11 protein-coding genes and 1 pseudogene are annotated in these 14,561 nt (G+C 46.0%); 10 read left to right on the forward strand and 2 right to left on the reverse strand.

Annotated features, from left to right (window positions below):
• The 5 genes and pseudogenes from E5342_RS19745 to E5342_RS11710 form a co-directional block, all read left to right on the forward strand.
• Positions 1 to 161, forward strand: a pseudogene (locus E5342_RS19745) (conjugal transfer protein MobA); the annotation flags it as partial.
• Positions 162 to 489: 328 nt separating this feature from the next.
• A complete protein-coding gene (locus E5342_RS11695) occupies positions 490 to 1,098 on the forward strand; it encodes a TetR/AcrR family transcriptional regulator (RefSeq protein WP_135959426.1) in 609 nt (202 codons plus the stop codon).
• 197 nt (positions 1,099 to 1,295) lie between these two features.
• Positions 1,296 to 3,665: an efflux RND transporter permease subunit gene (locus E5342_RS11700; RefSeq protein WP_135959427.1), complete on the forward strand. Its 2,370-nt coding sequence runs from the start codon at positions 1,296 to 1,298 to the stop codon at positions 3,663 to 3,665.
• Positions 3,662 to 4,435, forward strand: a complete 774-nt coding sequence (locus tag E5342_RS11705) for an outer membrane lipoprotein-sorting protein (protein WP_135959428.1) — start codon at positions 3,662 to 3,664, stop codon at positions 4,433 to 4,435. The genes E5342_RS11700 and E5342_RS11705 overlap by 4 nt, the downstream gene beginning before the upstream one ends.
• Positions 4,432 to 5,667, forward strand: a complete 1,236-nt coding sequence (locus E5342_RS11710) for a DUF1302 family protein (protein ID WP_135959429.1) — start codon at positions 4,432 to 4,434, stop codon at positions 5,665 to 5,667. The genes E5342_RS11705 and E5342_RS11710 overlap by 4 nt, the downstream gene beginning before the upstream one ends.
• An 87-nt stretch (positions 5,668 to 5,754) precedes the next feature.
• Here the strand turns inward: E5342_RS11710 and E5342_RS11715 are convergent, their stop codons facing one another.
• A complete protein-coding gene (locus tag E5342_RS11715; protein WP_135959430.1) occupies positions 5,755 to 5,964 on the reverse strand; it encodes a hypothetical protein in 210 nt (69 codons plus the stop codon).
• Between the two features lie 195 nt (positions 5,965 to 6,159).
• Here E5342_RS11715 and E5342_RS11720 point away from each other — a divergent pair, with 195 nt between their 5' ends.
• Entirely contained in the window at positions 6,160 to 8,469 is a 2,310-nt protein-coding gene (locus E5342_RS11720; RefSeq protein ID WP_135959431.1) for a hybrid sensor histidine kinase/response regulator, read from the forward strand.
• Positions 8,462 to 9,784: a sigma-54-dependent transcriptional regulator gene (locus tag E5342_RS11725; RefSeq protein WP_135959432.1), complete on the forward strand. Its 1,323-nt coding sequence runs from the start codon at positions 8,462 to 8,464 to the stop codon at positions 9,782 to 9,784. The genes E5342_RS11720 and E5342_RS11725 overlap by 8 nt, the downstream gene beginning before the upstream one ends.
• Positions 9,785 to 9,929: 145 nt before the next feature.
• Here E5342_RS11725 and E5342_RS19370 read toward each other — a convergent pair whose 3' ends face one another.
• Positions 9,930 to 10,967, reverse strand: coding sequence for a site-specific integrase (locus tag E5342_RS19370; protein ID WP_168354480.1), 1,038 nt, complete (start codon positions 10,965 to 10,967; stop codon positions 9,930 to 9,932).
• Positions 10,968 to 11,618: 651 nt separating this feature from the next.
• Between E5342_RS19370 and E5342_RS11740 the strand changes: the two genes are divergently transcribed.
• From E5342_RS11740 to E5342_RS11750, 3 genes are read left to right on the forward strand one after another with little or no spacing between them, the layout of a single operon-like run.
• Positions 11,619 to 11,963, forward strand: coding sequence for a helix-turn-helix domain-containing protein (locus tag E5342_RS11740; protein ID WP_005643643.1), 345 nt, complete (start codon positions 11,619 to 11,621; stop codon positions 11,961 to 11,963).
• On the forward strand, positions 11,947 to 13,992 hold the full coding sequence (locus E5342_RS11745) for a bifunctional DNA primase/helicase (protein ID WP_122204828.1): 2,046 nt from the start codon (positions 11,947 to 11,949) through the stop codon (positions 13,990 to 13,992). The genes E5342_RS11740 and E5342_RS11745 overlap by 17 nt, the downstream gene beginning before the upstream one ends.
• 12 nt (positions 13,993 to 14,004) lie before the next feature.
• Positions 14,005 to 14,358 (forward strand): helix-turn-helix domain-containing protein, encoded by a 354-nt coding sequence (locus E5342_RS11750; RefSeq protein ID WP_005643639.1) that lies wholly within the window; start codon positions 14,005 to 14,007, stop codon positions 14,356 to 14,358.
• The last annotated feature ends 203 nt before the right edge of the window (positions 14,359 to 14,561 follow it).

The following is a 14,561-nucleotide window of genomic DNA, read 5'->3' on the forward strand; positions in this document are numbered from 1 at the left end:
ACAATCAAGTCGTTAAAGAGTTGCGCATCCACTTTTCGGAGAAGAAGGCGATGGCGTTGCTCTACAAGTTGGAGAAACATACCATCGACCTTGTGAAACTGAGCCGGGAGATTGTGAAACTTTCAAGGGAGATGTATGCCAAGTGGGAACAACAGACTTGAAGAAGGTTGCCTGATTAATGAACGAAGTTCATCGGGCGGCTGGGGTTTCAATTCAAGGATGAAAACCGACCAAAAGGGATAAAATTATAATCGAAGAGTACATGCCTTATATTTTAGATATGCACTTTTCGTATTTAATATACCAAATAATTAGTAATAAGCACATGCCTTAACAATGAACATTATTTAGCAATGTTCATTGTTCGTTGTTTTTTGATAGATACATTATTGATACTGAGTTGTCTTTGTCTTTCTCACTATTTATTGGTATTGCATATACCATTGAATCATAATATCTTTGCACCCGAAAAGGAAACAGTGTTTAATCATGCAGTCACTCAAAAACGACATCAGGCAAAAGATAATGGATGCAGGACGCAAAGAGTTTTCCCGCAAGGGCTTTGCGAAGGCTTCCATGCGTTCCATTGCCACGCAGGTGGGTGTCGGAGTTGGAAATCTGTATCATTATTTTCCAAGTAAAGACAGTCTGTTCTGTGCAATCCTTGCTCCTATTACCTCGTCTTTTTATTCCATGTTTGACCGTCATCACGGAAATTATGCAGACGCATTGGATATGATACGGGAAGAATATCTGGTTTCCGCCGTTTCCGAGTATATGAATCTGCTGCGTGGCAACCGTACTCTGATGAAGATTTTGTTCTTTGGGGCACAAGGGTCTTCATTAGAGCATTTCAAATCGGAATTTACCGATAAAGCTACGGAACAAGTGAAAATATGGTTCAAAGACAACAAGACGAGACATCCGCATATGAATATACGGGTGAGCGATTTCATGATACATCTGCATACGGTGTGGATGTTCACGATGTTCGAGGAGATACTGATGCACAAGATTACCGTGGATGAAATGCAGCAGGTCGTGGAAGAGTATATCAAATTTGAGATAAACGGATGGAAACACATATTGGAAATATAAGAGTCCGATTCGGACTGCATGTAAAGGCTTCGGGCAAATTGGAGGAGAGAATTTCAAGATTGAGATTCTCTCCTCTTTTTTTGAACATTTTGAAACAATGTTCATTATTGACGTCTTTTTGAATACCTGATATATGATAATAATCCGATAAATGACATGACATCAAGCGAATAACAATAAATTCAATTATAGAAGACATGAAAATAGAAAGAATCAATGAAAAGTTCGGCTTATTTGCCGGATGGTTGCTGCGGGTGCGCTGGTGGGTGCTTGCAGTGTTTGCCGCAGTCATGATGTTAGCGGTAATGGGTGTAAAGAAAATGGTGGTGCAAACTTCTTTCGACGATTATTTCATCAAAGGAGATCCGATGTTGGTGAAGACAGACGAGTTCAAGGCGCACTTCGGCAACGACTATTTTGTAGGTGTATTGACAGAGTGTGACAACCATTTCACGACGCAAAATCTCGAAACGTTACGGGATTTGTCCAACGAACTGCTTGACAGCCTTTCGTATGTAGACAAAATAACGTCACTTACCGATATAGAGTTTCTTGCGGGCAACGAAGAGGGAATGGCTATTGCGCAGATTGTTCCGGAAGTAATTCCGAAGGATAAAGCCGGGCTGGATTCAGTGAAGCAACGGGCCTACAGCAAACCGGAGGTGGCTCGTAAACTTATCTCTAAAGATGGGAAACTGTCGTGGATTGTCATCAAATTGCGTCCCTTTCCGGCCGATTCTATATGGAAAAAAGAGACGACGGTTTCGCCTGATATTCTGACCGGTGAAGAAGTGGACAGAATCATACACAAACCCCAATATGCTTCACTTCATCCGAAAGCAACCGGCATGCCTTATGTCAGCCAGCAAAAGGTAGTGTTCATTGGTGCGGAAATGGGACGATTGGCAAAGTTTGCCATACTTATTTCCATCGTTGTCATGCTGATTATGACACGTTCCATGCGCGGTGTCGTGGCACCATTTATCGGTACATTCGGTGGATTGCTCGTCACATTCGGCATTGCCGGAGCCTTGGGATTATATGTAGATTCGGCAACGAGTATTATTCCCGTTATATTGGCGTTTGCCGTATCCATAGCCTATAATATTCATTTGTTTTCGTTTTTCGGCAAGCGGATGTTGATTCACGGACGGCGCAAACAAGCAGTAGTGGAAACATTCACCGAAACGGGTTGGCCGGTATTCTTCTGCGGCATGACAACCATCGTGTCGTTGCTTTCGTTCCTTATCGTGCCGATACGTCCGGTAGCCTACATCGGTATCCATACATCGCTTTGCGTGCTGTTTGTCATGCTTACAACTATGCTCGTTACTCCAGTATTGCTATCGTTCGGACGCGACAAGAAACCCAAACCAAACTTCACGGACAATAGTGATACTCGATGGTCGGGAATCATGGTGCGCATAAGTGCTTTTGACCTGCATAATCCTAAAATGATCCTGAGCGTATTCGTCCTTTGTTGTGTAGCACTTGGCATCGGCGTATGGCGTATGGAACCGGCTTTCGACATGGAGCGGACCATGGGAGAGAAAGTACCGTATGTAAACAAGCTGTTGGAAGTCAGCCATTCTGAACTCGGCTCGCTTTATTCGTATGACCTGATGGTAGAGTTTCCCGAAGACGGTCAGGCTAAATTGCCCGAAAATCTCCACCGGTTGGAACAACTTACGAAACTGACCGAGGAATATCCGCTGACCAAACGGACAACGTCTATCCTCGACATTCTGAAGGATTTGAATCAGACGCTTAATGATGGAGACAGGGCATATTACCGCATCCCGGATACGGAAGACGAGGTGGCTCAGATGATGCTGCTCTACGAGAATGCCGGTGGCACGGAATCGGAATACTGGATGGATTACGACTACCGCCGTCTGCGCCTGATGGTGGAGATGTCCGACTATAATTCAGGTGAGGCGGAACGTGAACTTGCCGACATAGAACAGCGCGCAGCCGCATTGTTTCCTGGTGCAAAAATAACCGCAGTAGGAAACCTTCCGCAATTCACCACCATGATGCAATATCTTGTGCGCGGACAGATTCAGTCATTTCTGATTTCGGTACTCATCATCGGCATGATACTGATGATAGTGTTCCAAAGTGTACGGATTGGTTTAATCGGTTTAATACCAAACCTGTTTCCTGCAATCTGCGTGGGTGGTTACATGGGCTGGTCGGGCATACCCCTTGATATGATGACAGCTTGCATAATTCCAATGATGTTGGGTATGGCAGTGGACGACACGATACATTTCATCAACCATGCCAAACTGGAATATGACCGAACAAGCCATTATCAAACGGCTATTCGCCGAACATTCCGTGTTGTCGGCGTGGCAATCGTCACGACATCAGTCATAACATCAGCCGTATTTGCCGGATTTATGGATTCATGCTGTTTGCAATTTTTCAATTTCGGCTGGCTGGCTGTAATTGGAATCATGACAGCCTTGATTTCCGATTTGTTCATCACTCCGGTATTAGTAGAAAGATTTCATGTATTCGGGAAAGAAAAAATCAATAATTCAAAACAAATAGAAAAATGAGAAATGTATTTTTAACATTGGCACTTGCGCTTGTCGCAGTTGCACTACAGGCACAGCAATTATCCGGACGAGACATCATGAAAAAGATAGATGAACGCCCTGACGGAGACACTCGTTATGCACAAATGGAACTTACGTTAGTGAAAAAGAATGGTTCGAAGCGTGAGCGCAAGGTGGAATCGTGGGCGATGGATATCGGCAAGGATACGAAGAAAATCATGTACTTTACATATCCCGGTGACGTAAAAGGTACGGGATTCCTTACATGGGACTATGACCGGATAGGGAAAGAGGATGACAAATGGCTTTATCTGCCGGCAATGAAGAAAACACGGCGCATCAGCGGCTCGTCGTCCAAGACGGACTATTTTATGGGAACAGATTTTACCTACGACGATATGGGTGACCGGAATATCGACGAGGACAAACACAAGCTATTGCGCACAGAAACACGGGATGGCAAGAAATGTTGGGTGGTGGAATCCGTTCCTGTAGACAAGCATGAAATTTACTCGCGTAAACTGACATGGGTAGCGCAGGAGTTCTTGATGGGCATACGTGTGGAGTATTACGACAAGTTGAACAAGCTTCATCGCATACTGACTGTTTCGGAGATTACTGAAGTACAGGGCTTCTGGACGAAGCACCGCATGGAGATGAATAATGTCCAGACTGGACACAAAACCATTATCATGATGAAGAATCCGAAATATGACATGAAATTAGATGCTGCGATGTTTACAGTATCCAAATTAGAGAAGGGACTATGAAAAGAATTGCTATATTCGTTTTCTTGCTTTGTATTGTTTTTCTTCCTGCCTTGGCGCAGGAAGAAAACGAACAACTGCGTGTAAACGTTAAAGGATTCATGGATACTTATCATGCCCTTCGTACCGAAGTTCCTAACGACTGGATGGCATCGCGTAGCCGGGTGAGAGGTGAACTGTCATTGGAGAAAGGCAATGCGGGCATGTTCGTGTCAGCGAATGCGGTTTATAACAGTTTGCTGAAAAGCCAAAGTGGGTTCTTTCTGCGTGAAGCTTACTTGTATTATGGTAAATCGAATTGGGATATCCGCGCCGGGCGACAAATCATCATATGGGGCGTGGCGGATGCCATGCGTATTACCGATATTGTTTCACCTATGGACTTTACCGAGTTCCTGACACAGGATTATGATGATATCCGCATTCCGGTGAACTGCGTAAGATTTAAATACACCCATCCCAAGTGGAATGCCGAGGCGGTGATAATTCCGGTAAGTTCTTTTTATGAGCTATCTACTGATAGGAATAATCCTTGGGCTCTCACGCTTCCGAGAGTGTCCATGCCTTATTCTATCAACATAGACAATACACCGGAAAAGCGCTTCCGAAGTATCGAGTACGGCGGACGTTTCGGAGCCTATCTTAGTGGAGGTGATTTCAGCGTCAGTGTTCTTCGGACATGGAACAAAATGCCGGTGTTCCGCAAAACCGTAACAGAAAACGGTTCGTTGTACTGTGATGGTGAATACCGCCGAATGACGATGATGGGAGCTGACCTATCAATTCCATTGGGCAAATTCGTAGTCCGTGCGGAAGCTGCGGAATATTTTGGTGAAGCACAAGATCCTGTTATCAATACACCTGTCGTTACCCGCAACAGCACCAATGCCCTTATCGGTTTGGACTGGTATGCCGGAAATGACTGGCAACTCGGAATACAATATTCTCACAAATATATCAGTGGCGATTTGTCGGAAATATCCTCGTATCGCAACTCCGGAATGGCAACTGTCCGTATCTCCAAAGACTTGTTGCGCAATACACTCAATCTGTCCACTTTCGCATACGTGGATGTAGCGAACGGTGGAATTTACAACCGCTTGAGTGCGGACTATGCATTGACCGACCAAATACATGTTTTTGCAGGCTACGATTTTTTTCATGCCGACAAGGGGCAGTTTGCCATGTATGACCACAATTCGGAGGTGTGGGTGAAATTGAAATACAGTTTTTAATCGTTTGTTTAAATCATTATGGAAACATCAAAAATTAGAATCACCGTTCTTTGGGTAGCAGTTATCTGCGGGTTCGCCCTGCATACATTAGCAGACCTGCTGCCTCTGTTCTGGGATGAAAGCATTACGGTTGAAGCGACAGGCAATGCGCCTGTCGGATTGCTTACGTTCATGATGACAGTAAGCTACCTGATACCTGTAATCGGAGTTCTTTGTACTTTGTATGGACGCAGTCGGTCGTGGTATATAGGAAACGCAGTATTGGCGATTCTTATGTTCCTTTTCAATCTGTTCCATCTTGTCGAGTTGTTTACCGGGTTTAGTGCAGTTCAGTTACCGTTGTTGCCCGTGATACTTGTCGTCAGCGGATTCCTTTGTATGGAGTCATGTAGACTTATTAAAAGGTGAATCAAAGTAATAGGTGTGCAATAATCAACACCTATTACTTTGATTTTTGCAGGTGTTGAATGATATGTGCTGTTAATATAAGAGATGAAGTATATCCAAAAAATAATTTTACACGGATATGTGTTAATTACGTTATTGATTGGCTGTATTGCCTACACTTGGTACAATGAATGGCAAGAAGTGGAGGCATTAGAATCCGACAACCATAAGATTGACGAATTCCGAAAAGACATAAACAACATCCACATTCAATTGATAGAGTTTTCCCTATTGGGTGAAACGATATTGGAATGGAATGATGAAGATTTAGAACATTACCATGTCCAGCGTATGGCAATAGACAGTATGCTCTGCCGTTTCAAAGCTATATATCCGGCAGAGCGCATAGACAGTGTACGCCATCTTCTCGAAGACAAGGAACGGCAGATATGCCAAATCGTGCAGGTACTTGAACAGCAACAAGCCATCAATGATAAGATAACCAGTCAAGTACCTATAATCGTACAGAAGAGTGTGCAGGAACAGCCCCAAAAGTCCAAGCGCAAGGGTTTCTTGGGTATCTTCAGCAAAAAGGAAGAAACGAAACCAACTGTGACTACAACGATGCTCCGTTCCCTTAACCGGAATATGATAGCTGAACAACGGGCACAAAGCCGCCGTTTATCAGAACACGCCGATAGTCTTGCTGCACGAAATGCGGAACTCAACAGACAACTGCAAGGACTGGTAGTTCAAATAGACGAGAAAGTTCAAGCAAACTTACAGAAACGGGAAGCGGAAATAGCCGCCATGCGTGACAGTTCTTTTATTCAGATAGGTGGCTTGACAGGATTCGTTGTGTTGTTATTGGTGATCTCTTACATAATCATCCACCGAAATATCACCCGTATCAAACGGTACAAAATAGAAACAGCAGATTTAATAAAACAGCAGAAACGGTCTATCAAACAAAACGAGGAACTGATTGCCTCCCGAAAGAAAGCCGTGCATACCATCACCCACGAACTGCGTACACCGCTGACAGCAATAACCGGATATGCCGGACTGATGCGGAAAGATTGCAATACGGATAAAACCGGGATGTATATCCAAAATATTCAGCAATCCTCCGACCGTATGCGCGAAATGCTCAACACCCTGCTGAGTTTCTTCCGTCTGGACAACGGCAAGGAACAGCCGAATTTCTCTCCTTACCGGATTTCGGCAATCACACACATTCTTGAAACGGAGTTTACGCCAATTGCCATGAACAAGGGGCTGGCTCTGACCATAACCAATCAAACGGATACTATTGTCCTGACCGACAAGGAACGTATCCTGCAAATCGGCAACAACCTGCTGTCAAACGCCATCAAATTCACGGAGAACGGTGGCGTTTCTCTGACAACGGACTACAATAACGGCGTCCTGAAACTTATCGTCGAAGATACGGGCACGGGAATGACCGAGGAAGAACAGCAACGGGTGTTCGTTGCGTTCGAGCGTCTGGCAAACGCCGCCGCAAAAGACGGCTTCGGACTGGGACTTTCCATCGTTCAGCGTATCGTGTCAATGCTCGGCGGCACAATCCGGCTGGAGAGCGATAAAGGCAAAGGAAGCCGCTTCACAGTGGAAATACCTATGCAGACAGCCGGGGAACTACCGGAAAGGATAAATCAGACACGGATTCATCATGACCGTACATTCCATGATGTCATTGCCATCGACAATGACGAGGTATTGCTCCTTATGCTTAAAGAAATGTATGCACAGGAAGGGACACACTGCGACACCTGCACAGATGCTGCGGAGCTGATGGAAATGATACGCCGGAAAGAATACAGCCTGCTTCTGACGGATCTGAACATGCCGGAAATCAACGGCTTCGAGCTGCTGGAACTGCTGCGCACCTCCAACGTTGGCAATTCAAAGACTATTCCGGTAGTCGTGATAACCGCTTCGGGCAGTTGCAGCAAGGTGGAACTTATAGGGCGTGGATTTGCCGGCTGCCTGCTCAAGCCGTTCTCCATATCGGAACTGATGGAGATTTCTGACAAGTGCGCCATAAAAGGCAAACAGAATGAAAAGCCGGATTTCACCTCTCTGCTGTCATACGGCAATGAAGCCGTCATGCTGGAGAAATTGATAACGGAAACCGAAAAGGAAATGCAGTCGCTCAGGTATGACCAACAACAGAAAGACCTTCCGGAACTGGACACTCTAACACACCACCTGCGTAGCTCTTGGGAGATACTCCGTGCCGACAGACCGTTGAGGGAACTTTATAAACTGATTCATCACAATGGCACACCTGACGACAAAGCAATAGGCAATGCCGTAAGAGCCGTGCTGGATAAGGGTTCGGAGATAATCCGTCTGGCAAAAGAAGAAAGGAAGAAATACAACAATGGATAAGACAAAAATCATCGTGGTGGAGGACAACATCGTGTATTGCGAGTTTGTCTGCAACCTGCTGGCACGCGAGGGATTCCGTACCGTGCAGGCTTTCCACCTCTCGACAGCGAGGAAACTTCTGCAACAAGCCGCTGACGGGGACATAGTGGTTTCCGACCTGCGCCTGCCAGACGGCAACGGTATCGACCTGTTGCGTTGGATGCGCAAGGAGGGTATGACGCAGCCGTTCATCATCATGACCGACTATGCCGAAGTGCATACGGCGGTTGAAAGCATGAAACTCGGTTCGCTGGACTACATACCCAAACAACTCGTGGAGGACAAACTCGTGCCTCTGCTCCGTACCATACTGAAAGAACGGAATATCGGGCGAAGCCGTATGCCCGTGTTTGCCCGTGACGGTTCCGCCTTTCAGAAAATCATGCACAGGATAAGGCTGGTAGCCCCAACCGACATGAGCGTGCTGATATTCGGGGAGAACGGCACGGGCAAGGAGCATATCGCCCACCTGCTGCACGACAAGGGCAAGCGGGCAGGAAAGCCGTTTGTGGCTGTGGACTGCGGTTCGCTCACCAAAGAGCTTGCGCCGTCGGCATTCTTCGGACATGTCAAAGGCGCATTCACCGGTGCGGACAGTGCCAAGAAAGGTTATTTCCATGAGGCGGAAGGTGGTACGCTGTTTTTGGACGAAGTGGGTAATCTCGCACCGGAAACCCAACAGATGCTTCTGCGTGCCATACAGGAGCGGCGATACCGCCCCGTTGGTGACAGGACGGATAGAAGTTTCAATGTCCGTATTATCGCTGCTACCAACGAGAATCTGGAAAAGGCGGTCAATGAGAAGCGTTTTCGGCAGGATCTATTATACCGCCTGCATGACTTCGAGATAACCGTCCCGCCGTTGCGCGACTGTCAGGAGGATGTCATGCCGCTGGCTGAGTTCTTCCGTGAAATTGCGAACCGGGAACTGGAATGCGATGTCATCGGCTTTGACGGAGAAGCCCGCAAGACATTGCTGACCCATTCATGGCCGGGCAATGTCCGCGAGCTTCGTCAGAAAATCATGGGTGCGGTGTTGCAGGCACAGACCGGGCTTGTAACAAAAGAGCATCTGGAACTTGCCGTGACGAGGGCGACCTCACCCGTCAGCTTCGCCCTGCGCAGCGATGCGGAAGACAAGGAGCGTGTCTTACGCGCGTTGAAACAGGCGAACGGGAACCGCAAGGTTGCCGCTGAATTGCTCGGAATAGGACGTACGACGCTGTACAACAAACTGGAAGAATATGGATTGAAGTATAAATTTCAGCAATCATAGTCCATAATTCGCTGAATTTAGTTACCCACAAAAGTATGTTTTTTCAAAAAATAGTATTATATTTGCATTTAGAAAAAGTGTTCTTTTGATTTAATGCAAAACGAGGTAAAATACAGAACTTCGCTTGTTTCTAAATCGTTACCCATCAAGAAACAAATCTTTGCAAACTATTCAAATTCAGCGATAAAGACAATTCGTAATGTCTTGCACAGTGCGTAGTCAGATTCTTGTCAATCTTGGCGAAACTAGCGGCGACTTTTAAATAATCGTTATATTTCTGATTACTTATTACCGGAAGATCAAAATCATATTTTTTTAGTATATCCATGGCTGGAGACAGCAAGACTATGAAATAATCCTCATTGGTCTTTATACGCCTATCCGCTATAATAAACTTATTCCCCCTCCGCTCTACATCGCTCGCGAAGTCAAACTTATATAAATCCGAATAGGCCAACCCTGTATAGCACTGGAACAAGAAAAGATCCCTCACCCTGTTTACGCTAGGATCGGTTATACGACATCTTTCCATCCTTCTCATCTCCTCATACGTGAGATATTTCCGTTTATCCGACTTTCCCCTGTTGATCTTAAGCCCCACATAAGGATTCTCTGAGATTATACCGAATCTTATGGCCTCGTTTATATAAGCCTTCATATTCTTATGGTAACCATACACGGTAGTATCCTTAATACCTTTGCTTCTCAAGTAATCATCGAACATAGTTATATTGGAGCGGGTCAAATCATGAAAGTAATTGATCCTCCCAAAATCCTCCAAAACCTTAACCAATGTCCTATAATGCTTTATGGTTCCTTCCGCACGGTCTTTTCTCTCATCAGTCCTCCTAACGATAAAATCAATGAAAGAATCCGATTCCGAGCTATTTTTCAAGAAAACGTCCAATGACTCGAAATCGAACGGGACCTTTCGACGTATCAATGAGTTCACGTACTCTAGGATATTAGACATCATCAAGTCCAGCTTCATATTCAAGTCCAACGAGTCGGGTCGAGCCGTGACCTTTCTTTTGTCATCCCATTGATCGGCGTATACCTTTACACCCGTACCAATCCATTTTCTCTTTCTCTCAGAGCATACCTCGATCTGCACAAGACCTTTTTTCTCCTTGGTTGCGACCTTCTTTCGATCGAACACAAACCTTAATGTTGGATATTCCATGATTGATTTGTTTTTTGGTATCACAAAATTGAAAACGGTATCACAATAGTAACAAACAGAAGTGTCAAATGTTCAATTTGAGCGTTAATACAGGTTAATATCGTGACAAAACAAACCCTTTATCCCTGTTGTAATAGGCTGAAAACCAATCTAATCAACTATAACACAATAAAAAAGGGGACATCTTCAAGATATCCCCTCGTGATCCGCCTGGGGTTTTCACCGTAGCGGTCTATATCTTTGATTTATAAGCTCTTGTAAACCTTGAAAAATTGTACCGTAACGAATTAGTAACGATTTATAGGAACGCTTGTTGTCAGTGAGAGGCATTCGTTTGTCAGCCGTTCTCTGATGCCGCAAAGATAGGGTATTACTTTTTATTTTCCAAACATTTGATTATTAAATCTTTAAAAAAGATCCCCAGTGCAAGGGGCGAACCTATATATATGGATAGGTTTGCCCCTTGCACCGGGCGGATGTTGCATCAGTCCTACAGCCTTGCCGTCCGCCTCGATACCGCCGTTTATGTGAAGCGGTTCCCCCTCCTTTTTCGCTGAACCGAAAAAATCATGGTGTAGTACACGTATAGTATCCCATGCGCTGCCTTTTATTGTTATTCTTTTGCAGCAAACATTAAAAATTAAGTTTGTTATGGAAGTTATTACATTTGAAAGTGAAGCGTATAAAGCGCTTGTAGGGAAGATTGAAAAAATCGCCGGGTATGTAGCCGAAGCGCAGCTGCCTTCGGAAGAAAAAAAGGAGGCTTGGCTGGACAGCAACCAACTGGCGGAAGCGTTGGGGATCAGTACACGTACATTGCAACGCCTGAGGGATGAAAACCTGATCAGCTACTCCATGCTGCGTGGACGGTGTATGTACAAGCTGTCGGAGGTCGAACGCTGTCTGGAAGAGCGTACCATTCGGTGCAAGCCTCAAACATTGGAGGATTTTCGCAAGAACTACCTAACGAGAACCGGCAATGATAAGAAAGGATGATATACTGAAAATGACGGAAAAAGGCATTTCCGTATTCCGCTATTACCTGCCGGTGGACTTCAAGGTGGGAAAGAACTTCCTGAACCCTTTTTATAAGGATACGAAGGCTTCGTGCAATATTTATTACGAACGTAAAGCCGGTGTGTTTAAAATGAAGGATTTCGGGAACGAGGATTATTCGGGGGACTGCTTTGAGCTGGTGGGCAGGCTGAACGGCCTTAGCTGCAAGGAGCCTAAAGAGTTTGTCGAGATCATGGAAATGATAAACCGTGATCTGCATTTGGGGCTGTCCGCACATGAGGAATATCATGTGAGTCATAGCAAAGTGCCCCAAAAGAGTGAAGTGGTATCGGAAGAACCGAAAGCGAAAAGCGTCCGGCCTTATACTGTCGTGCAAAAGCCCTTTACGGCTGCGGAACTTGCCTTTTGGGGTAAATCGGGAATCGGGGAAAATGTTCTGAAAGCGTACCGGACGGTATCGCTGAAGAAGTTCAGCAGCGAGAACCAGGAAAGGAAGCCTTTTTCCTGCATGACAAGCGTCGATGAACCGATGTTCGGATATATGGGGAAACAGCATATCAAGGTTTACCGTCCGTGTTCACAAATGCGGTTCCTGTATGCCGGTGATTTTGGCGACAACTACTGTTTCGGGCTGGAGCAGCTGCCGGCAAAGGGTGATCTGCTCTTTATCACAGGCGGGGAAAAGGATGTGATGAGTCTGGCGGCACACGGCTTCCATGCGATCTGTTTCAATTCGGAAACGGCTTTTATCCCTGCGGCTGTCATACACCGGCTTTCATTCCGGTTCAAACATATCATCCTCCTCTATGATGTGGACAGTACCGGGCTGAAAAGCTCGGCGAAGCGTGAAGAGGAGCTGAAGGAATACGGGGTTAAACGATTGTTGCTCCCGCTTGCCGGTACAAAGACGGAAAAGGATGTATCGGACTACTTCATGCTGGGGAACAGCCGTGAGGATTTGATAAAGCTCTTTCTGGACTATCTGGAAACCTTATACAGCGAAACCATGTCGGCTTTGAAATCCTGCGAGGTGGATTTCAACAACCCGCCTCCCATTGCACAGATGATCGTATCGGTAAATGACGTGCCTCTCGGAACTCAAGGCAACCTGCTTTGTATCACCGGCGGAGAAGGCACGGGAAAAAGTAACTATGTGGCGGCACTGATTGCCGGAGCTATCCGTCCCACCGGAACGGATGTGGATGCGCTGGGCGTTACGCTCCACGAAAACGGCAGGAACAAGGCGGTACTGTTCTATGACACGGAACAGAGCGAAGTACAGCTGTATAAGAATATCAGCAACCTGCTGCGGCGATGCGGACGTGAGGCGATGCCGGAATGGTTCAAGGCGTATTGTCTTACGGGAATGAGCCGGAAAGAACGCCTGCTTTCCATTATCCAGAGCTTGGACAAGTACCATTATCAATACGGCGGTGTTCATCTGGTGGTGATAGACGGGATTGCGGATTTGATAAAATGCGCCAACGATGAAGCGGAGAGCATAGCCGTCGTGGAAGAACTGTACCGGCTGGCCGGTATCTACAAGACGTGTATCGTAACGGTATTGCATTTTATCCCCAACGGGCTGAAGCTGAGGGGACACTTGGGAAGCGAGTTGCAGCGGAAGGCTGCGGCAATCCTTTCCATAGAGAAGGACAGCGATCCGGCCATATCGGTGGTGAAGGCTCTGAAAGTAAGGGATGGAAGTCCGCTGGATGTGCCTATCATGCAGTTTTCGTGGGATAAGGAAAAGGCCATGCATGTCTATCTGGGCGAAAAGCCGAAAGAGGAAAAGGACAAGCGCAAAGAGGATGAGCTTGTAGCGGTGGCCAAAGAGGTATTCAGCCGGAGGCGCTTTGTTACTTATGTGGAGCTTGCGGAAGAAATCCAGTCGATACTGGAAGTGAAGGAGCGCACGGCGAAAAGCTACATCAGGTTCATGCGTGAGAAAGAAATCATTCTGAAATCATCCGATAACCAGAGCTATTATGTTATCGGGAACTTTTAAGGAGGAAAGCGTATGTTAGTAGATAAAACGGAATTTGAAGCATGGATGGAACGTATCATGGGTGAGCTGTACCGCATCTCACGGAAGCTGGACAAGGCGGAAACGAGGGAAAAGCACCTGAACTATCTGAACGGAGAGCGTCTGTACGACAATCAGGAAGTATGCCTGTTGTTGCGCATCAGCAAACGCACGCTGCAACGATACCGGAATAACGGGGTGTTGAAGTTCTATTCGATATATCACAAGACATATTACAAGGAGTCGGACTTGCACGAGTTCATCCGTAACAACTTCGACGAGAACGAGATAAAACGGCAGGCACGTGAGGACAAACTGTCCGAGAGCTATCCGCTGCCGAAAGAATAAGTCCATGTTTTTGCTTTGTACCGGTGAAACTACTGCCGTGAGGCAGGAAATCCCAAACTGCGTATTGGTGTTTGTCATGGCAATGACTTCATACAGTTGTGAAACAGGATGAAGTTTCTTTTCTTGTTCGAATGGTGATACTCCAAAGGACAGCGGTCCGGAGGGGTATCATTTTTTATGTGTACACCTAAAAATATTCCAGT

The sequence above is a fragment of the Parabacteroides distasonis genome, from assembly GCF_004793765.1.
GTDB classification, from domain to species: Bacteria; Bacteroidota; Bacteroidia; order Bacteroidales; family Tannerellaceae; genus Parabacteroides; species Parabacteroides distasonis_A.

Excerpts from the sequence above, each read along its gene's own strand:
- E5342_RS11695 (WP_135959426.1), top strand. The coding sequence starts at position 490 with ATGCAGTCACTCAAAAACGACATCAGGCAAAAGATAATGGATGCAGGA.
- E5342_RS11700 (WP_135959427.1), top strand. The coding sequence starts at position 1,296 with ATGAAAATAGAAAGAATCAATGAAAAGTTCGGCTTATTTGCCGGATGG.
- E5342_RS11705 (WP_135959428.1), top strand. The coding sequence starts at position 3,662 with ATGAGAAATGTATTTTTAACATTGGCACTTGCGCTTGTCGCAGTTGCA.
- E5342_RS11710 (WP_135959429.1), top strand. The coding sequence starts at position 4,432 with ATGAAAAGAATTGCTATATTCGTTTTCTTGCTTTGTATTGTTTTTCTT.
- E5342_RS11715 (WP_135959430.1), bottom strand. The coding sequence starts at position 5,964 with ATGGAACAGATTGAAAAGGAACATAAGAATCGCCAATACTGCGTTTCC.
- E5342_RS11720 (WP_135959431.1), top strand. The coding sequence starts at position 6,160 with ATGAAGTATATCCAAAAAATAATTTTACACGGATATGTGTTAATTACG.
- E5342_RS11725 (WP_135959432.1), top strand. The coding sequence starts at position 8,462 with ATGGATAAGACAAAAATCATCGTGGTGGAGGACAACATCGTGTATTGC.
- E5342_RS19370 (WP_168354480.1), bottom strand. The coding sequence starts at position 10,967 with ATGGAATATCCAACATTAAGGTTTGTGTTCGATCGAAAGAAGGTCGCA.
- E5342_RS11740 (WP_005643643.1), top strand. The coding sequence starts at position 11,619 with ATGGAAGTTATTACATTTGAAAGTGAAGCGTATAAAGCGCTTGTAGGG.
- E5342_RS11745 (WP_122204828.1), top strand. The coding sequence starts at position 11,947 with ATGATAAGAAAGGATGATATACTGAAAATGACGGAAAAAGGCATTTCC.
- E5342_RS11750 (WP_005643639.1), top strand. The coding sequence starts at position 14,005 with ATGTTAGTAGATAAAACGGAATTTGAAGCATGGATGGAACGTATCATG.